Source organism: Gardnerella sp. DNF01199S, from assembly GCF_049244155.1.
Taxonomy (GTDB): Bacteria; Actinomycetota; Actinomycetes; order Actinomycetales; family Bifidobacteriaceae; genus Bifidobacterium; species Bifidobacterium piotii.
This window is the reverse complement of the sequence record NZ_CP058380.1, coordinates 680,399-699,850: the sequence shown is the minus strand read 5'-3', so window position 1 is coordinate 699,850 and position 19,452 is coordinate 680,399. Positions and strand designations below refer to the sequence as shown.

Below are 19,452 nucleotides of genomic sequence, written 5' to 3'. Positions count from 1 at the left end.
TTTTGCATTTTGAGCATTAAACACGATAGTTTACAAGTTGCAATTAGTATTTAGATATAACTCACACTAATGCTTGAGGACGGCCCGATTCAAAACGATCAAGCACACCAGTTGCAGCTAATGCCTTTTGAACAAGCCACACAACAATACCTGCAACAATAAGGCCAGAAATAATAGAAGTAATGAGATTTGCAATAATATATTGAGCATTCCAGCCTTGACCGCCGCTAACCCAATTGTAGATAAAGCAAGCTACGCCTGCTAACGATCCAGATATTGCAGTGGAAAGCAAATTCCATGTTTTGTACATAAAGAAAATGAATGCGAGTTCAGCGCCAACGCCTTGAATAATACCAACGATTAACGATCCGCCAACACCCCACTGATTTCCTAACATAAGTTCCACAAAAGCAGCAAGCGTTTCGGCAAACAATGCAGCGCCAGGCTTACGCACGATTATTGCAGCTAAAGGTCCAGCAAAAAGCCAAAAACCATTAGATAAACCTTCAGCACCAGGCAATAAGCTTGCAAAAAGATTAGTAGGAGCTGCGCACACAATATCCCAAGCCCAGAATAATACGCCAGATGCAACAGCGATAATAGCAGCTATGACGATATCAAGAATACGCCAGCGATTAGAATGTTCCATTGAAACATTAGTCATAATAAGTGCCTTTCTTCAATATTGAAAGATTTGGGCACGGGAAAAGAGCGACATCCGTTGCTAACATTACTTAGCACACGTTCAATCGGTCGAAGCTTTCGCTTCCTCTCAGCCAGAAACGGCTCCCGAGTCAAATATTTATAATCACAGTGTAAGAATGTAATGCAAATAATACATCAAAAACTTACCTACACAAGAATACACATAGAGTGCTTTTTTGTATAGTAGATGTTCAAAAAACAAGCAGATATAAAAAAAGTCGGGGTGACAGGATTCGAACCTGCGACATCCTGCTCCCAAAGCAGGCGCGCTACCAAACTGCGCTACACCCCGATGCTTTCTAGCTGATTACCAGCCCCAAGCACAATCAAATACAATAGCGCACATTGCAGACAAACGCAAATTTGCAACACGCGCGATAGAATAGAACAAGCATTGAAAAATAGGAAACGGATTTTAGAGGTTCATATGGGGCGTTTTCAACGTGCAGAAGCAGCTGGATTAATCGCTTTTCTAGCGTGCGCATTATTTGGCATGATTGTAATGTCTATATACATAAACACAATGCCAGCAATATGGCAAGTTACACAACGCTTGTTTACAATGGCGTCTGGAGTGGTTGCCGCTTGCAGCATGTGCACTTTTGTAGTCGGATATTTAAGAACACACAAAGGAATACTTAAAAAGAATTGGTTGCAAATCGCAAAACACGCTTTTGAAATAATCGCGCTTTCTACGATTTATGGCGCAACAATGCTACTTATGTCTTTTGCTCTTCTTTCTATAATCAATAGCATTATTGGAAGAAGTGCCGTAAACACTTATCTTCCTGTTCTTTGTTGCGCATTAAGCGGAATTGTTGGATACGCAACTCTTGTACAAGCAGAACTTTTAGAAGCAAAAACCGTTGCTTCGCTTCTTCCACTATTTGTGATTTCTGGAGCTGCAACTGCTGGATTAACTTCCGACGACCCGTATTGGTACAACAATAACTTCTCTCAACTAGGAGACAGAACAACGTTTGCAGCAAGCATGTTTAATGCAACGCTAATTCTAGCTGGAATATGCATTATTATTACAAGCTACTTTGCTATAACCGAGTTTGTTGCAACACAGCACGAAATCTTGCAAAATAAGGGCACTAACACTACAAAGCATTTTAAGACTCGAACAACCATTATGGCAGCTTTGCTAATTCTTGGAGGAATAGCGTTTATTGGGATTGGAACGTTCCGCTATACTCCTCACCCAGTTATACACGATTTATGCGCTAGAGGCGTTACTGGTCTTATTTGCACAATGCTTATATGCCTTCCATGGCTTGCACCTAGGCTTTCTAAAACATTCTACGTTGCTTCGGATTTAGCTGTTATTCTTACTGCTTGGGTTGGAAATCAATGGGTTCACGGTAATAACACTTTAACAAATGTAGAAGCTTTATCTTGTTTACTATTTTTAGGGTGGATAATAGTGTTTTCAAGGCAAGTCGCAGCTATGCAAAGCGACCGTTTAAGGTCTTAAGTCAAATCTTAAATAATGTATTAAATAATGCATTAAATCAAGATATTAAAAATGTGACCTACAACCAGCTAAAATCAGCAAAATCATAGGTCACAATTAATTACTTTGCTTATATTATTCTTAATATTATTCTTGCTTCTCGCTCATAAGAAGAAGGAAACTTCTTGATTGAGCAACAATATTAAAACCAGATTCGTAATGCAATTGCGGACCTTTTGGATTATGAGTGTCTACAACAAGAGTCCACTTTTCGCCATAACGCTTATCTGGCAAAGTGAAAGTTATAGGCTCGTAATGCGCGTTGAAAATAAGAATAAAGTCATTATCGACCATTCTACTTCCGTACCAATCGGTTTCTGGAATATCTGAACCATTCAAATAAATCATCACCGAAAGCGCATGAGTATTACTCCAAGCTTCCATATCCATTACGGAACCCGTGTGATCAAACCACTCTACTTGCGGAATCTCTGAAGCATCATCCGAAGGCATACGACCAATAAAGAATCTACGCCTATGCAAAACAGGGTGATCTAGTCTTAAATGAATAAGCTTAGAAACAAAGTCAAACATATCTTTTTGAGTGGAATCAAAATCCCAATTAATCCAAGAAATAGAATTATCTTGGCAATATGCGTTGTTGTTTCCATTTTGAGTACGCATAATCTCGTCTCCAGCGCAAATCATAGGAATGCCCTGGCTCATTAGCAAAGTGGAGAAAAGATTTCGCATTTGGCGCTGACGAAGTTCGTTAACATCGTGAATATTTGTAGGGCCTTCTACTCCGCAATTCCACGAACGATTGTCGTTAGCGCCGTCGTTATTGCCTTCCTTATTTGCTTCATTATGCTTTTCGTTATAGCTCACCAAATCGTTCATAGTAAAACCATCGTGAGCAGTAATAAAGTTTACAGAAGCTACAGGCTTACGACCATTTTGCTCATATAAATCGGAGCTTCCCATAAGTCGACTTGCAAACTCTGGCAAAGTCGAAGGTTGCGAGCGCCAAAAATCGCGTACGCAATCGCGGTAGCGACCATTCCACTCGGACCAGCTTGGAGGGAATCCACCAACTTGGTATCCGCCAACGCCAATATCCCAAGGCTCTGCAATAAGTTTTACGCTAGATATAATAGGGTCTTGCTCGATAATGTCGAAGAATGCAGAAAGCTTATCTACTTCTTGGAATTGACGGGCAAGTGTTGCAGCCAAGTCGAATCGGAATCCGTCTACGTGCATTTCGGTTACCCAATATCGCAAGCTATCTGTGATTAATCGCAAGGCTTTAGGAGATCGCATAAGAAGCGAGTTTCCTGTGCCAGTAGTGTCAAAATAATGACGCTGATCGTTGTCTACCAAGCGATAGTAAGCGCGATTGTCGATTCCTCTAAAGCTTAATGTTGGTCCCCTATCGTTTCCTTCTGCAGTGTGATTGTAAACAACGTCTAGAATAACTTCCATTCCTGCAGCATGATAAGCCTTAACCATTGCCTTAAACTCGTTTACTTGCTCGCCGCGCTGACCAGAGCTTGAATACGAGTTTTGAGGAGCAAAGAAGCCGATTGTGTTATATCCCCAATAGTTGCTTAAGCCTTTATTTTGCAAGAAAGAATCGTTTACAAATTGATGAATAGGCATAAGCTCAATTGCAGTAATTCCAAGCTTTTTTAAGTAAGATATTACACTTGGATGAGCTAATCCAGCATACGTTCCGCGAATTTCTGGAGGAACATTACGATTTAGATTCGTCATTCCTCTAACATGAGCTTCGTAAATCACGCTATCGTGATACGGGATCATTGGATGCTGGTCGTTCCCCCAATCAAAATATGGGTTTATAACAGCAGCTTTCATAGTGTGATCTGCAGAATCCAAAGTGTTCATTGCTGCTAAATCATCTGGATTTGCAAACCAATAAGAAAACAGGCTCTCGTCGCCGTCAATATTTCCCTCAATCGCCTTAGCATATGGATCCAAAAGCAGCTTGTTTGGATTACACCACAATCCATGATTTGGATCATACGGACCGTGAACTCTATAGCCGTATCTTTGGCCTGGCTGTATTCCAGATATGTAGGTATGCCAAACGTAAGAATTCTGCTCAGTCATATCGATGCGCGTTTCGTTGTCTTGCTCGTCAAACAAGCACAACTCAACATGCTTTGCTACTTCGGAAAACAATGCGAAGTTTACGCCCGCGCCATCGTAGGTAGCTCCAAGCGGATACATAGAACCTGGTCTAATTTGCATAATTCAAGTATTGCATATATTTATATAGTTTTCATCAATACATAAGGCGATTCTTAAAAAAGATTAAACTTTTACATAATGCAAGCTTTTTTAGAAAATAAAAAAATACTTTATTAAACAGTATGATTTTTCCCTAGATTAAAGGCAACACGCCGAAGTGTAGCCTTTAACCACATTGCTCTAAAAAGCTAGAAAAAAGATTTTGAGCTTGATGAAATTGCATCATGATAAACGAAGAAGACATGATATTAGATATACAACAAGAAAATATACAACAAGAAGAGCTGCTAAGCCGCGTAGCAAAAGTCGAAAAACAACTATGCGACTTTTCAATACCAAATAAAACAATAGGCAGCCTTGGCGAAGAATACACGTCACTAAAACTAATGCTTAAAAATTGGATTTTGCTAGATAGAAATTGGCATAGTCGTTTTGGAGAGCTTGATGTTGTAATGATGAACACAGAAGGAATAATCGTATTTATTGAAGTAAAAACACGACGAAGCACAAGATTTGGTACCCCTTTAGAAGCAGTAACAGAAGAAAAACGCATAAAAACGCATAAAGCTGCATTTAATTGGCTCGAAGATCACAAAATGTTTAAGCATAGAAGAATACGATTCGACGTTGTATCAATCCTTATTTCCAAAAACAAAAACATTCAAATACACCACATTTTAGGAGCATTCTAATGATTATTGGCAACGCATTATCTGTAGGACTACTAGGATTAAAGGCCTTTACAATACAATTGCAAGCATTTATATCTAGCGGCCTGCCTGGATTCTCAATTATTGGCCTTCCCGATACTTCTTTAAGCGAAGCAAGAGAACGAGTTAAATCGGCATATATGTCTTTGCGATGCGAATGGCCAGACACAAGGCTAACAGTAAATCTTTCTCCTGCTTCTATGCCAAAAAGTGGAGCATCTTACGATCTTGCAATCGCAGCAAGCATACTAAGCGCTAGAGGAATTATTCCACTTAGCGAGCTAGAAAACACTATTATTTTAGGCGAGCTTAATTTAGACGGATCCGTTTTGCCAATTCAAGGAATGCTGCCAATCGCACTATACGCTAAGCAAAAAAATATTACAAAAATGATTATTCCATACGGAAATCTTGAAGAAGCAAAGCTAGTAAATGGGATTGAAGCAATTGGTATTAAGCATATTTTGGATTTAGTAGACGAGCTAAATGGAAAATTAGAAGACGAAGCTAGGCCGATTGCCGAAAATAACAGAGAACGCGCACTAAATGCGATTAACAAGTACGACCACATTAGAGTAGAAGAAAGAGAAAAAGCTGGCGATTTGCACAATTTTAATAGTAACGGCATTAAATACTCGAGCAAAAATATGGCAGATAGCGTTGAGCCTGTAAATAACGATAGGCCATTAAACGAGATTGGAGATATGTCGGAAGTATTAGGTCAAGAGCACACAAAGTGGGCTTTGCAAGTGGCGGCAGCTGGAGGACACCATGTTATGATGATAGGTCCCCCTGGGTCTGGAAAAACAATGCTAGCTTCTAGAATGCCAAGCATAATGTGCCCACTTAATGAGCAAGAACAGCTAGAAGTGGCATCTATTAGGTCACTTTGCGGAACACTTCCCTACTACGGAATAACAGACGTTCCGCCTTTTGAAGCACCTCATCACACTTCTTCCGCAGCATCTCTTATAGGAGGCGGCGCAGGTTTAGCCAAGCCTGGAATCATAACTCGCGCGCATTGTGGAGTTTTATTTATGGACGAAGCTCCAGAATTTTCGCCACGAGTTTTGCAAACACTTAGAGAACCATTGGAATCTGGCCATATTGCTGTTTCTAGATCTAAAGGAACAACGCTGTATCCTGCTAAATTCCAACTCGTTATAGCAGCAAACCCGTGCCCATGTGGATATGCGTACGGAAACGGAGAGCGATGCACTTGCAAAGAGAAGGAACGCATACGCTATTTTTCTAGACTTTCTGGACCAATTTTAGACAGGATTGATATTCAAATGGATGTTCCGCCAGTAGAAAAAATCATAACCAGAAAAGCCATGTTGGAAAACGGATCAAGTCAAATGTCGGAAAAGATTTTGACTAGCGCAATGATGCGTGAAAATGTAAAGAACGCAAGACTTGTTGCGCAAGATCGTTTTAAGAAACTTGGCTGGAGTTGCAACGCTCAAGCTTCTGGAACGTGGCTTAGAAAATACACATCTCAAAAAGCGATTGAGCTTATAAATAAGTCTCTTGAAAACCACAAGTTGAGTTTACGCGGCGCGGATAGAGCACTTAGACTTGCTTGGACTTTGGCAGATCTTTGTGGTCGCACTTGCCCAGATTTAACCGATATGGCTCAAGCAATTAGCTTAAGGACAAGAATATGATTAGTACAAATAATGCAAATAATGCAAATATAACAAACACACAAACAAGTGATATTTATGCAATAAATGACGATACTTTAGCGCGCGCAATCCTAACGTTTTGCACAGATGGAGCAGACGCAATAATGTACACGCTTACTATAGGAACTGTTAATGCTACAAGCATTGTAGATGCACTATATTCTATTTGCGAATCAATCACTAAAAACGCAAGCAAAATAAGCAATAAACAATTAGAGCTTGATTTTACAACAAATAGTCATCAAAAAGATTCTAGCGAAAATAAACAGCAAGAAGGCAACACCGATTCAAGTACAAACGATTTAGACAATGTTCTTACAAACATTGTAAAGAATCACCCACAAATCAAAGTTTTAGAAAAATGCTTTTTGGAAGGTCTTAAAATTTGGGGCGGTAAAAGTGAAAACAATAAAAACGAAGTAAATAATTTTGCTGTATTGCATAAGTCTGTTAAAAAATGGTGCCTACGAATGCAAAAACTACCTTTTTGGGATGCAAACAAACTCAAAAAATGGTTTAGTTCAAGCGGATCGCAATGGATTATATCTCCAAAAAGCAAGTATTGGCCTAAACAATTACAAGATTTAGCAACAAAATGCAAAGTTGCTCCCCCACTTTGCTTATGGGGAATTGGAGACCCAAACGCTCTTGTTCAATGCAAACAACCACTTGCAATCGTTGGATCTAGAGGATGCAATGACTACGGGTACGAACTTAGCTTTACTTTCGCAAAATCGTGCGCTAAAAAAGGGCACACAATTGTTTCTGGCGGAGCTTACGGAATTGACGCTGCAGCACATTGGGGAACATTAGACGCATTGGATTGCCACGCAATAAACGCAAGTCCTGCAGGCAAAACAATAGTCGTTTTTGCTGGAGGACTAAACAACATGGGTCCAAGTAGTAATGCTCAACTTTTTAACGCAATACTTGCAAGCGGAGGCGCGTGCATAAGCGAGCTTTGCCCCGAAACTATTCCAGAAGCACGCAGATTCTTGCTAAGAAACCGCCTTATTGCAGCCCTTGCTAGCAAAGTCATAGTTTCTCAAGCTAGATTAAGGTCGGGAGCGTTAAACACAGCAAATTGGGCATTGGAATTAAACCGAGAATTGTATGCAGTTCCTGGAGACGTAACTTTGCCAAATAACGCTGGATGCAACATGCTTATTCATGACGGAAAAGCTATGATGATATGCTCACACAGAGATATAGAAGACATCTACCCTAATTCACATCATTATTTACCACATTCACTAAGTAATAATGAAAGCATTCCAGACACTTGCAATGATTTACAAAAGTTTATATTAAAAGCGATTTACAAGTGCAAGCACAACAAAGTATGTGCAAATATAGACAACATTAATGAAGTTATTGCAAAATCAGAAACAAATGACGATTTTTCAATATCGCAAATATCAGGAGAGCTTGCGATTCTTGAGCTAGATGGATTAATCAAAAGTCAAAATGGCGTTTTTAGCATAAATCGAAAAAAGACTTAAGTCTTAAATAAAAAGTCCTAAGACTTAAGTCTTAAATAAAAGTCTTAAAGTCTTAAATAAAAATGCGAAAAATATGAGAAAATAAGTGTTATGCAATCAAACTTTGAGCAAAGCGAATCAAACGCAAAAAGTCAAGAAAAAAGCGAGCAAATAAAAATAAATAACTCGTTTTACAACGTTTTAATTATTGGAGCTGGAGCCGCAGGACTTTCAGCCGCATTAGGCTTAGTAAAGTCTAAAGAGTACCAAACGCTAAAAACGCACGGAAAACAGCCTAAAATATTAGTGATTTGCAAGCTTCAAGCATTAAGGTCTCATACAGGCTCTGCTGAAGGCGGAATCGCAGCATCATTAGGAAACGTAGAAAAAGATTGCTGGCAATGGCACTATTACGACACTGTTCACGGAGGCGACTGGCTAAGCGATCAAGACGCAGCAAAAATGCTAGCAAAAGAAGCTAGAGAAACAGTTATTGAACTTGAGCACTTTGGAGTTGCTTTTTCTAGAACAAAAGACGGTCACATTAATCAAAGATTCTTTGGAGGCCACACTGCCGACTTTGGAAAACAGCCAGTTAGGCGAGCTGCATACGCTGCAGATAGAATCGGCCACCAAATTCTATACAGTTTGTGGCAAAAATGCTTAGAAGAAAACATTAACATTAGCGAAGAAATTTACGTTACAGATATTGCAATAAATAGCGAAACAAACAGCGTAGAAGGAGTTATAGCGCTAAACGAAAAAACAGGAAGCGTAGAAAAAATAAGCGCAAACAATGTTCTTATTGCAACTGGAGGCGCTGGAAGATTATTTGCAACAACTTCCAACTCTTGGGATTTAACTGGAGATGGAATGGCTTTAGCGCTAAACGCTGGATTGCAATTAGAAGACATAGAGTTTATACAATTCCACCCAACTGGATTAGCGCACACTGGAATATTGCTTTCGGAAGCTGCGCGAGGAGAAGGCGGAGTGCTTAGGAATTGCAAAAACGAAGCATTTATGAAGAACTACGACAATACGCACGCGGATTTAGCTCCAAGAGACGTTGTAAGCAGGGCGATTATAGCAGAAGTAGATGCAGCGCGAGGAGTGGAAGACACAACTAGCAACGTTGATAAAAAAGATTGCGTTTGGCTAGACATGACTCATATAGAAAAACAGCACATGTTAGATGCTCTTCCGCAAGTTGTTGAGACGATTGAAAAATATGCGCATTTAGATCCTTCAAAAGATCTTGTACCTATTAAGCCTACTGCACACTACACAATGGGCGGAATACCAATCACTCTTAACAGTCAAGTCTATAAGTTAGATAGAGGGAAAAAACAAAGCATAAAGGGATTATACGCTGCTGGAGAATGCGCTTGCTCAGGAGTACATGGCGCTAATCGCCTTGGCGGAAACTCGCTTCTTGACGCTTGCTTATTTGGAAAAATCGCAGGAAAATCTATTGCAAAAGACTTGCAAAATCAAGAAGAAACTCAAAATCAAAATAATTTGCAAAACAAAATCCAAAAAATAGACGAGTTAGCTAAAAAGCGAATCCAAAAAATACGCGCTCTTATGCAAAGCGAGAACGATTCAAAAGATGAGCAAAATCCATACATGCTTTTAGATGCTCTAGAAGAGATTATGGAAACAGCTGTTGCAGTAAGATGCAACGAACAGAGCATTAAAGAAGCTTTGCAAAAAATAGATACGCTTATTATTCCAAAAGCTAAAATGCTTATTTTGCATTCTAAAAATCTTGTTTTTAATCAAGAACTGACAGCTATTTTGGAATTGAAAAACTTGATTACATTTGCAAAAGCAGTTTTGCAAGCATCACTTGCAAGACATGAATCTAGAGGATCTTTTACAAGATTGGATTATCCACAGCATAACAACAGCCAAAATCCGCAACATTCTATAGTGGATTTAAGTGGAAAAGTGCAAAATATTCCAGTTGTAGTAGTGGATTTTGACCCAAATCGTCCAATTAACGCTCAAAATGCTAGCGAAATTAAAGAAATTATTACAAAAATCAATTAATTTGCAACACGCCGAAGCAAAGAGTTGAAAAAAATGTTATAGTTCTATCTGTTGTCTAAAACACCCGTCCGGGTGGCGGAATGGTAGACGCGCTAGCTTGAGGTGCTAGTGCCTATTTGTACAGGCGTGCGGGTTCAAGTCCCGCTCCGGACACAAAATAAAGTCTTGCTGAGAAATCAGCAAGACTTTTTTGTTTCGTATTCGCAAACACTAATCGCGTAAATAATCGCACTAACTAATCACGCTAGTTAATCACGTAATTCCAAGGGTCAAAAGCTCTACCAATCCAAGAAACATCTAATGATTCACCAAAATTCTTACATATAGAATCGTGAATATCTTTAACAGCATACTTAAACCACAAAGATTCAATAGCGCTATGAGGAGTGTTTATAAGCATAGGCTTAATAATATTAGAGTGCGTTAGTTGCGATTCATAAATAGCTTGCTCGTACGCGTCCGTTGCAGGATGATGCCTTAAATCACTTGTTACATACACGTCCGCTCCACAAGCGCGAACTTCATCAAATAAGGAATCACCAGATCCTGGAAGAACAGCTATTTTACTAACCATTGCATCAACATCTCCGCACACTTGAACGCCTAGCTTAGTAGCAGGTAAAGCGTTAAAAACGCGCATAGCAAACTCTTTAAGTGTGATTTTTTGCTCAAGCACTCCAACTCTGCCAAGCCCAATAGAAGGGTTATTATTTGCTGGAACAAGAGGGTGCAAATCCTTAAGGCCAAAAGCATTAGACGCAGCATCTGCTACTCCCCTAAAAGCTGCATCCGCATTAGTGTGACCAACCCACAATCCGCAACGATTTTCAATAAGAGTTTGAACTATTTTTCCGCGAACAGAAAAACCAGAAACTTCGTGAACCGACTTAAAAAACAAAGGATGGTGCGAAACAATCAAATCAGCACCCATTTTGCATGATTCTTCAACAGCTTCTAAAGTTGGATCCGATAAGCAAATAATTTTATTAACTTTATGCGAAGGATTTCCAACGATTAATCCTGGATTATCCCAAGGCTCAGCAAGACACAGAGGATACAAGTCTTCTAAAACCTTAACAATATCACCCAAAGTTGCCATATTCACACCTTTACAATAATCCTACAGTGGTCTTTACAATAATTCTCACAAACAAAATCAATGCGCAGCAAGCTGCCAATCAGCACCAACTCCAGTAGAAACACTAAGCGGAACAGAAAGCTCAACAGTATGTTCCATAGCATTTTTAACAATATCTTCTACAACATCCGCCTCGCCATGAGCAATCTCAAGAACAAGTTCGTCGTGGATTTGCAAAATCACGCGACTCTTAACATTAGCTTTTCGCAAATCATCGTCTACTCTAATCATTGCAAGCTTCATAATGTCTGCAGCACTTCCCTGAATAGGAGCGTTTAGAGCAGCTCGTTCTGCAGCTTCTCTAGATGCCCTGTTCGTAGAATTTAACTTTGGGAAATATCTTCTTCTACCAAACATTGTTTGAGTGTATCCAAGCTTTCTAGCTTTATCTACTAAAGACTCCAAATAGTCGTGTACTGCACCAAAAGTATTAAAATACTTTTCTTTAAGAACTTCTGCAGCAGCAGGACTAATTCCTAGTTGCTTTGCAAGACCATACGTACTGAGTCCATACGCTAACCCGTAGCTCATTGCTTTAACGTGGCTACGCTGATCTGCACTAACTTGCTCTATTGGAATCCTATAAACTAAGCTCGCTACAAACTTATGAAAATCAACACCAGACTGGAAAGCATCAATAAGCGTTTTATCTTCAGAAGCATGAGCCATAATTCTAAGTTCCACTTGCGAATAATCGCAGCTCATAAGCTGCTCATAGTCTCTTCCTGGAACAAAAGCCGCTCTAATCTCCCTACCATCAACATTCTTGTTTGGTATATTTTGCAAATTTGGGTCCGAAGAACTTAATCGACCAGTAGCAGCAATAGTTTGCTCAAAAGTTGTGTGAATCCTACCGTCTTTATATCTTGCAGCATCAATAAGGCTTTGAACAATTTGCTTTAATTTATTAGTTTCTCGATACTTAAGCAAAGCGCCTAAAAATTGACTTGACTTTTCATCTGGATCAATTTTTGCATACAACGCTTGTAAAGCTTCTGCATTAGTAGTATATGAGCCACTTTTTGTTCTACGAGTAGGCTTTAGACCCATGTCTTCGAACAGCAATTGCTGAATTTGCTTAGGACTTTGCAAATTTATTGGCTTAGCTGCAACGTCTAGCGCCATTTTTTGAGCAAAATTCGCTTCACTTGCAAAATTATCTTTCATAGACGCAAGTCGTAGCATATCTACAGCAGCGCCCGTATCTTCCATCTTCCTTAAAACTCTAGAAACAGGCATTTCAACGTCTATCATTAAGCCAGTTTGCTTGCGCTCATCCAACTTTTTCGCATATTGTTTAGAAAGCAAACGTATAGTCAAAGCTGTTTCTAGCATGCTTTCTTCTAATTCTTTGTTATCTTGACTTTGCGAATATTGCTCTTTAGAATCTTGGCTGCTATCAATATCAAAATCAAGTTTGCCTTGCGTCGGTTCATCGTTTAATTGCGAAGAGCCTATATGAATATTCAAAACATGCTCAGCCATATCGCAAAGATTTTCGTTCTTAAAATCTGGCTCAATTAAGTAAGATGCTAAACGAGTGTCGACTAGTGGGCTAAAAGAATAATTATCTTCTACGACTCTTAGAGACGCTAAAAGAGCAATATGCTTTTTATAATCATGCAAAACAACTGAAGACTCATGCTTTTTTATAAAATCTCTTAGTTTAGAAGCGATTCCGCTATTTTCATTAAGAACATTTGCATACACAATTGCAGCGTCGTTACCAGCTAGGATTATTAATGCTTTTGCAAAAATACCAAACTGATTAGTGTTGTTTTTTTCTTCTACAGCAAATACTACTAATTCTTTATGCTCTTTTATTGTTTTTGCGCATTCTAAGTCGTTTCTTATAAGATTTGCACTATTTATATACGAGTCGGAAAAGTCGCAAGAATCCGCAACACAAGATTTTGCAATACTAATCCAATTATCTGCATCAGACTCGGAATTAATATTATGCACGTTTATTTTATCTAACAGAGCTTTAACGTCTTCTATATCATCTGAATCATTTGATTCCGTAGAACCACTATTTTCTGCATGCGCACTTCCAGCAGAAATCATTGTTTTAATATTCTCATCTAAAAGCTCTTTGCTCCCGCGCGTAAACTCTTTTAGAATCTTTCTTCTAGTACGTGTACCAAATTCAAGATTTTCGAACAGCTCTCCAACAGACGCAGCGTTTACATTGCCAAAATCAAGATCGTTAACACTAACTCCAAGGTCTAAATCTTTAACAAGAGTATTAACTTTTTTATTTAATCGAATCTGATCAATGCTTTCTCGTAAAGACTCGCCTTTTTTACCACTGATTTGACTTGCGTTTTCAATAATGCCTTCTAGACTGCCAAATTGATTAATCCACTTAGCAGCATAACCATCTCCAACTCCTGGAACTCCTGGAATATTATCAGACGTTTCCCCGCGCAATGCTGCTAAATCTGAATACTGACTAGGCGTAACATTGTATTTTTCAACAATCGCATTAGGATCCATTTGCTTTAGATCCTTAAAATGCCTGCCTGGGTACAGCACGTTAATAGTGTTATTAATTAGCTGAAAAGCATCGCGATCTCCAGAAAGCACAAGCGTTTTATAACCAGCATTAGCACCCATAGTTGCCAAAGTAGCAATAATATCGTCGCCTTCGTAGCCCTGCTTTGTAATGTACTTAACACCTAACGCACTAAGCATTTTTTGAATAACGGGCAACTGAGATATAAGTTCTTCTGGAGCAGCTTCACGAGTACCCTTATATTGCGGCAAAAGCTTGTTTCTAAAAGTTCCACCTTTAACGTCGAAAGCAACCGCAAGCTTATCTGGCTTCTCTTTTTCTATGACTTGCGAAAGCATAGTAGAAAAGCCCCATATTGCATTAGTAGCAAAACCAGATTTTGTGGAAAAATTATCTGCCGATATTGCGTAAAAAGCACGAAACGCAAGTGAGTGGCCATCTACCACCAACAACGTTCCCTTATAATCCTCATTATTCAAAGAATCCTCGTTTGCAACGATGCTGGTATCCACTTAACACCCACCTGCGTTTTTTATAAAATAAACTTTTGAAATTATTTATGCATAGCTCGCGCAAGAAACCGCGATTATCAAAATTATTTTGACTTACTACGCTTCGTCAGATGGCTTTTCTTCGCCATACTTAGCGATAATAGCCAACGCAAGACGCTTCTTTGGAATACGCTGATCCATAGAAGTTTTTTGGATCCAACGGAAAGCACCCTGCTCCGAGAACCCAGCTTTATCCATAAGTAAGCCTTTTGCTCTATCTACAAGCTTGCGCTCTTCGAGAGTATCTTCTGCTTTCTTAAGCTTTTCTTCTGCTTTACGAAGCTGATCTTGAGCATCTTGAAGCTTGTTTTCTGTACGTTCAACACTATCGAGCAAATCGTTAATCTCGCTAAATCTGCCCATTGCAACTTCTAGAGCTGGCAAAAGCTTTGACTCTTCGTAAGGCTTTGTAACATACGCCATTGCTCCAGCGCCAGTAGCGCGCTTAACTAAGTCCGATTGCGAAAAAGCAGTTAGCATAACAACAGGTGCAATATTTTCGTCGCAAATCGTAGCAGCCGCTTGAATTCCATCCACACCAGGCATTTTAACGTCCATGCAAACAACGTCTGGACGATTTTCACGAGTAAGGTCAATAGCCTCCTGCCCATTTGCAGCTTGACCAACAACCTTATATCCGTTATCTTCTAGCATTGCTACAAGATCCATACGGTTTACTGCTTCATCTTCTGCAACAACAACAGTTTTAACGCTGTTTTCTTTTTGCTCGCTATTTTTATTATTGCTTTCTACGCCATTCGACGATTCATATGCATTACGCAATTCATCATCTGTAAGCACAACAGGCGCATTCCCCATCTCTTCATCGCTGTTTTCAGCCGACATTCTAACCTCATTTCCTTACCAAAACACAAGGCAACAGCGCTATGCATTCCACTAACACATACATTCGCACACTTAATACTCATACTCGCCATCTTTGCGTTTATTTTTAGGCTAGCATCATGCAAGTTTTATGCACAAACACCAAAAGCACACTGTGCGCGTTGCCAACGATTTTACTCGCATGCGTGTATAAAAATACGCTACAAACCGCTTTTTAATGCGGTAAAGCACATGCAAATAATGACAATACAAAAGTCAAAGCACCGAGCATTGCTAACTGTACGCACAATGGAAAAGCACTAGCATAATTCCCATTAATAACTGCGTATATTAGCGAGCACGCTTTTTTAATAAACACGCAAGTAATCAATAGTAACAGAATGCAAGAAACAACAAACACACCATTATTAAATAATGTATTGCTTAACGCGAAAACAGTTTTATAAGGGTTATCAATGCTTAAAAATACACCTATAAATCGAGAAGCGAACACATATAAGAGCACATAAGATGATTGTAAAATCGCCACTAAAACAGCAACACAAGTAAATACAACACTACCCTTGCGTTTGCCAAGCAAAGCCATTGCAGTAATCTTTTTATGTTGCGTATCGCTTTCTATATCTCTTAAATTGTTAATCATCATAAGGCAAGCAGAAAATCCGCCTGGAATAAAAGATAATAATACGCAAAAAACAATTTGCTCAATGCTTGCTGCAGTTATTGAGTCTTTAGAAAAACCACTTGCATAAAAAAGAGCACACAATGTTCCCAAAAACGCAACAGGTCCAAAGAACAAAAACGCACTAAGCTCTCCCCAACCCCTATATCCGTATGGATGTGATCCTCCTGCATAAAACCAAGCTGCTATAACACAAATTAATCCAAGAGGAATAAACATCCAAATTCCACTTCTAATCGTAATAACTAGTCCAAAAACGCACGATATTAGAGCAGATATGCAAGCAGCATACAAAACCGATTTTGGCTTAATACCAGCGTTTGCAAGTCTCCAAGACACATCGCACAACGCTTTGTTTTTTACGCTTACATCTCTCTTAGACCTTTGATTATCTAATCCGCGCAAACCGTCACAATAATCGTTTGCATAGTTTACTGAAATTTGCATAAAAACAGCAACACACAAACACAAAAACGCTTGCAAAACAAAATTCTCAACATTATAGGTCTTTACAAGTATTTGACCGCTAAATAAATACCTTGCAAAAATCGAAATTGCCATAACAACTGGAACAATTCCGATTGGAAGAGTATAAAGTCTTGCACCTTTAAGCCAAAACTTAATATTAGTCATTAAAATCGCCTAAATTCTAGAATTTTTTAATTGATTCTAGATTAGTTTAGACTATTTTAGATTATTTGTGGAGCAAACATAGACGCAAGAATTGGCAAAGCAATCATTAAAACAGATATAACAAGAAGAACAAATCCACGCCAGCCAAAAGGATATTTTCTAAAAGAAGACTTACGTGTGCGCAAATAGAATCCTCGCTCTTCTGCAGCCAGCGCACAGCTATCTGCTTTACGAACAGACAAAACTAAAAGAGGCACAATCAAAGGCATCATAAGCTTAATCTTTTTGAAAGGATTCTTTGTATCGAACTCCACTCCTCTTGCCATTTGAGCTTCTGTAATTTGAGACATCTCGTACGCAAAAATAGGAACAAATCGCACAGCTGTAGTGATTGTAAAAGCATAGCAATATGGGATGTGTAAGTATTGAACAACCGCATTAGCTAAATCATTTAGTTTTGTAATGCTAAGAACGCTTACAAGAGGCAATGCAAAGCAAAAAAGTCTTAAAGATGCTCGCAATGCAACAGAAATTCCCTTTGTGCTAAACCATAAGAACATGTAGTTTCCGCCTTGAGCAATAACTGTTTGCAAAAAGAACATTACAACGCCAAGAATAAGCATTGCGCGCACAAGAGGAAACAGCGCTTTAAGAATACCAGCCATAGCCATGCCAGCAAGAATAAGAACTGCAATAAATACAAGAATGCTAAATTGTTGAGCTATAAAAGCAGACACAACAACGCTTACAGCTAATATGAGCTTTGCAATAGGATTTGCTTTGTGAAGCAAAGTTGAGCCTTCGTTATACGTTAAGATTTTAGTTTGCATAATTACACCTTGCTTTACAAATTGCTACTCTTTTTAAGAGCATCAACCAACATATCCCTTTTATACAAGCCTTTGCACGCATCAAAACCATTTTTGACTAAGCCTTGAGATACAGCACACAAAAGTGGAGCACATAATGCAGCTTCTTTGCAAATCGCATTGTTTTCAAAAACGCAACTTATGCTTCCATCTTCTAGAATTTTGCCATCGTTTACTACGATTAAACGCGTTGCAAAGTCAAGAACCACTTCCATATCGTGGCAAACCATTATTATGCAACAACCGTGATCTCTAAGGTCTTCTACAACTTGCATAATGCGCAAGCATTCCATGTAGTCTAAGCCACACGTTGGCTCGTCTAAAACAAGAATCTTAGGTTTAGTTACAACAGTTGCAGCCAAAGCAACCATTTGACGCTGGCCTCTAGAAAGCATAAATGGGCTTGCTTTAGGATCTAGATTTAGCTTTTCAATCACTTGCATTGCATGATCATTAGCATCTTTAACAGACTCTCCTAAAAGAATGCAACTAAACGCTACTTCTTCTAAAACAGTATCTTTGCAAAGCTGACGATCTGGATTTTGGAAAAGCGTAGAAACATAGTGAGCAATTTGGCTAATCTTCATGTTGCTAGTGTCTTTACCATCAATAAAAATGTTGCCACTGCTCGCCTTAAGCAAACCGTTGATTAGCTTAGTAACAGTTGTTTTTCCAGCGCCATTTCTTCCAACAAGAGTTACAAGCTCCCCAGCGTAAGCTTCAAAAGACACGTTTTTTAGCGCACTAATGCCACTTGGGTAGGAAAAACTAACGTTTTTAAGCGAAAGACATGGAGAAGTGTTTTGCTCCGGCTGATGTGCTGAAGATTGTGTGGAAGATTGCGACTCATTGGAAAAGTCGCCAGCAACCGTCGATTTATTTGAATCGTATTCACTACTATCAAATTCACTATGTGAATCAACATGTGAAGTCAAAGATTTTCTACTATTAATCGTATTAACAATAGTATTTACCGTATCTTCTACAGACACAGGCAAATCGCTTTTAGAGCAAACATTCTCACGCTGTAGATCATTAACCAAATGCGTAGTGCGCGGATAATTTATTCCAATAGAATAAAGCAAATCCATGTTTTTTAGCGCTTTGCTAACAGGCAAATCAAGCGACAAAGTGCCATTAGAAAGCACAACTAAACGCTTGCAATACTCGCTTAAAAGCGCCACTTTTTGCTCAATTACAACAACCGTTATTCCAAAATTCTTGTTCAAATCTTTAAGAATCGAAAAAATCATTTTAGAAGAAACAGGGTCTAAAGCGCACGTAGGCTCATCTAACACCATAACTTTAGGCTTTAGCGCAAGAATAGCAGCGATCGCAACTTTCTGCTTTTGACCTCCAGAAAGAGTGTCTAAATCGCGGTTACGCAAGTCACTAATTCCAACAATTTGCAAAGCTTCATCTATTCGACTTGGTATTTCGCTATGCGCAACACCAAAATTTTCTAAGCCAAAAAGAATCTCATCTTCCACATTTGCAGCAACCATTTGCGCATCAATATCTTGAATAACAGATCCAATTAAGCAAGCAATGTTAGTTAAAGCAAGATTTTTAGTGTCTTGACCAGCAATCTTAACACTTCCTAAGAGTTCGCCAGAATAATGATGCGGAATCGCGCCAGAAAAAAGCGAAGCAAGCGTTGTTTTTCCAGACCCAGAAGGGCCAATAATACCAACGAATTCGCCAGACTCTATGCTAAGACTCACATCTTTTAGTGCAAAAGTGGAATCTTGTGCCTTTGAAGAGTCTAAAGAATCATCTTTATTCCGATTCACATACTTAAAAGACACATCTTTTAACTCAAGCAAAGGCACAATAATTCCTAACT

At 39.0% G+C, this 19,452-nt stretch carries 12 protein-coding genes, 2 tRNA genes and 2 pseudogenes; 7 read left to right on the top strand and 9 right to left on the bottom strand.

The window, feature by feature from the left end:
• Nucleotides 1-61: 61 nt before the first annotated feature.
• Both HXT45_RS02750 and HXT45_RS02745 read right to left on the bottom strand, forming a co-directional pair.
• Nucleotides 62-664 (bottom strand): ECF transporter S component, encoded by a 603-nt coding sequence (locus tag HXT45_RS02750; RefSeq protein ID WP_020758098.1) that lies wholly within the window; start codon nt 662-664, stop codon nt 62-64.
• Between the two features lie 259 nt (nt 665-923).
• Nucleotides 924-997: transfer RNA gene (locus HXT45_RS02745), tRNA-Pro, on the bottom strand.
• A 135-nt stretch (nt 998-1,132) separates the two neighbouring features.
• Here HXT45_RS02745 and HXT45_RS02740 point away from each other — a divergent pair.
• Nucleotides 1,133-2,185, top strand: coding sequence for a hypothetical protein (locus HXT45_RS02740; protein WP_020758097.1), 1,053 nt, complete (start codon nt 1,133-1,135; stop codon nt 2,183-2,185).
• Between the two features lie 126 nt (nt 2,186-2,311).
• On the opposite strand, the gene glgX is transcribed toward HXT45_RS02740, so the two are convergent.
• Nucleotides 2,312-4,435 carry a glycogen debranching protein GlgX gene (gene glgX / locus HXT45_RS02735; RefSeq protein WP_032835868.1) on the bottom strand — a complete coding sequence of 708 codons (2,124 nt, stop codon included), beginning with the start codon at nt 4,433-4,435 and terminating at the stop codon, nt 2,312-2,314.
• Between the two features lie 224 nt (nt 4,436-4,659).
• On the opposite strand from glgX, the gene HXT45_RS02730 reads away from it, so the two are divergent.
• From HXT45_RS02730 to HXT45_RS02705, 6 genes and pseudogenes are all read left to right on the top strand, one after another.
• The gene (locus tag HXT45_RS02730; protein ID WP_421782184.1) at nt 4,660-5,127 is read left to right on the top strand and encodes a YraN family protein; all 468 of its coding nucleotides are present in this window, start codon (nt 4,660-4,662) and stop codon (nt 5,125-5,127) included.
• A pseudogene (locus HXT45_RS02725) lies at nt 5,127-6,465 on the top strand (YifB family Mg chelatase-like AAA ATPase); the annotation flags it as partial. The gene HXT45_RS02730 and the pseudogene HXT45_RS02725, both read left to right, overlap by 1 nt.
• An 89-nt stretch (nt 6,466-6,554) precedes the next feature.
• Nucleotides 6,555-6,812: pseudogene (locus HXT45_RS02720) on the top strand (ATP-binding protein); the annotation flags it as partial.
• Nucleotides 6,809-8,335, top strand: coding sequence for a DNA-processing protein DprA (gene dprA / locus HXT45_RS02715; RefSeq protein ID WP_421782182.1), 1,527 nt, complete (start codon nt 6,809-6,811; stop codon nt 8,333-8,335). The pseudogene HXT45_RS02720 and the gene dprA, both read left to right, overlap by 4 nt.
• Before the next feature lie 90 nt (nt 8,336-8,425).
• The gene (locus HXT45_RS02710; RefSeq protein ID WP_421782181.1) at nt 8,426-10,369 is read left to right on the top strand and encodes an FAD-binding protein; all 1,944 of its coding nucleotides are present in this window, start codon (nt 8,426-8,428) and stop codon (nt 10,367-10,369) included.
• Between the two features lie 66 nt (nt 10,370-10,435).
• A tRNA-Leu gene (locus tag HXT45_RS02705) sits at nt 10,436-10,522 on the top strand.
• A 91-nt stretch (nt 10,523-10,613) separates the two neighbouring features.
• Here the strand turns inward: HXT45_RS02705 and HXT45_RS02700 are convergent.
• The 6 genes from HXT45_RS02700 to HXT45_RS02675 all read right to left on the bottom strand — a co-directional run bounded on the left by HXT45_RS02700 (nt 10,614) and on the right by HXT45_RS02675 (nt 19,438).
• Entirely contained in the window at nt 10,614-11,468 is an 855-nt protein-coding gene (locus tag HXT45_RS02700; RefSeq protein ID WP_421782179.1) for a Nif3-like dinuclear metal center hexameric protein, read from the bottom strand.
• Nucleotides 11,469-11,525: 57 nt separating this feature from the next.
• Nucleotides 11,526-14,537: a DNA polymerase I gene (gene polA, locus HXT45_RS02695; RefSeq protein WP_004132529.1), complete on the bottom strand. Its 3,012-nt coding sequence runs from the start codon at nt 14,535-14,537 to the stop codon at nt 11,526-11,528.
• A gap of 96 nt (nt 14,538-14,633) precedes the next feature.
• A complete protein-coding gene (locus HXT45_RS02690) occupies nt 14,634-15,422 on the bottom strand; it encodes an ANTAR domain-containing response regulator (protein ID WP_004130254.1) in 789 nt (262 codons plus the stop codon).
• A gap of 214 nt (nt 15,423-15,636) precedes the next feature.
• Entirely contained in the window at nt 15,637-16,737 is a 1,101-nt protein-coding gene (menA, locus tag HXT45_RS02685; RefSeq protein WP_421782176.1) for a 1,4-dihydroxy-2-naphthoate octaprenyltransferase, read from the bottom strand.
• Nucleotides 16,738-16,793: 56 nt separating this feature from the next.
• A complete protein-coding gene (locus tag HXT45_RS02680) occupies nt 16,794-17,567 on the bottom strand; it encodes an energy-coupling factor transporter transmembrane component T family protein (RefSeq protein ID WP_020759066.1) in 774 nt (257 codons plus the stop codon).
• A gap of 14 nt (nt 17,568-17,581) precedes the next feature.
• On the bottom strand, nt 17,582-19,438 hold the full coding sequence (locus tag HXT45_RS02675; protein WP_421782175.1) for an ABC transporter ATP-binding protein: 1,857 nt from the start codon (nt 19,436-19,438) through the stop codon (nt 17,582-17,584).
• Nucleotides 19,439-19,452: the final 14 nt, after the last annotated feature.

Bases quoted from the DNA above. Each gene is read 5' to 3' on its own strand.
- HXT45_RS02750 (WP_020758098.1), bottom strand. From the start codon at position 664: ATGACTAATGTTTCAATGGAACATTCTAATCGCTGGCGTATTCTTGAT.
- HXT45_RS02740 (WP_020758097.1), top strand. From the start codon at position 1,133: ATGGGGCGTTTTCAACGTGCAGAAGCAGCTGGATTAATCGCTTTTCTA.
- glgX (WP_032835868.1), bottom strand. From the start codon at position 4,435: ATGCAAATTAGACCAGGTTCTATGTATCCGCTTGGAGCTACCTACGAT.
- HXT45_RS02730 (WP_421782184.1), top strand. From the start codon at position 4,660: ATGATAAACGAAGAAGACATGATATTAGATATACAACAAGAAAATATA.
- dprA (WP_421782182.1), top strand. From the start codon at position 6,809: ATGATTAGTACAAATAATGCAAATAATGCAAATATAACAAACACACAA.
- HXT45_RS02710 (WP_421782181.1), top strand. From the start codon at position 8,426: ATGCAATCAAACTTTGAGCAAAGCGAATCAAACGCAAAAAGTCAAGAA.
- HXT45_RS02700 (WP_421782179.1), bottom strand. From the start codon at position 11,468: ATGGCAACTTTGGGTGATATTGTTAAGGTTTTAGAAGACTTGTATCCT.
- HXT45_RS02690 (WP_004130254.1), bottom strand. From the start codon at position 15,422: ATGTCGGCTGAAAACAGCGATGAAGAGATGGGGAATGCGCCTGTTGTG.
- menA (WP_421782176.1), bottom strand. From the start codon at position 16,737: ATGACTAATATTAAGTTTTGGCTTAAAGGTGCAAGACTTTATACTCTT.
- HXT45_RS02680 (WP_020759066.1), bottom strand. From the start codon at position 17,567: ATGCAAACTAAAATCTTAACGTATAACGAAGGCTCAACTTTGCTTCAC.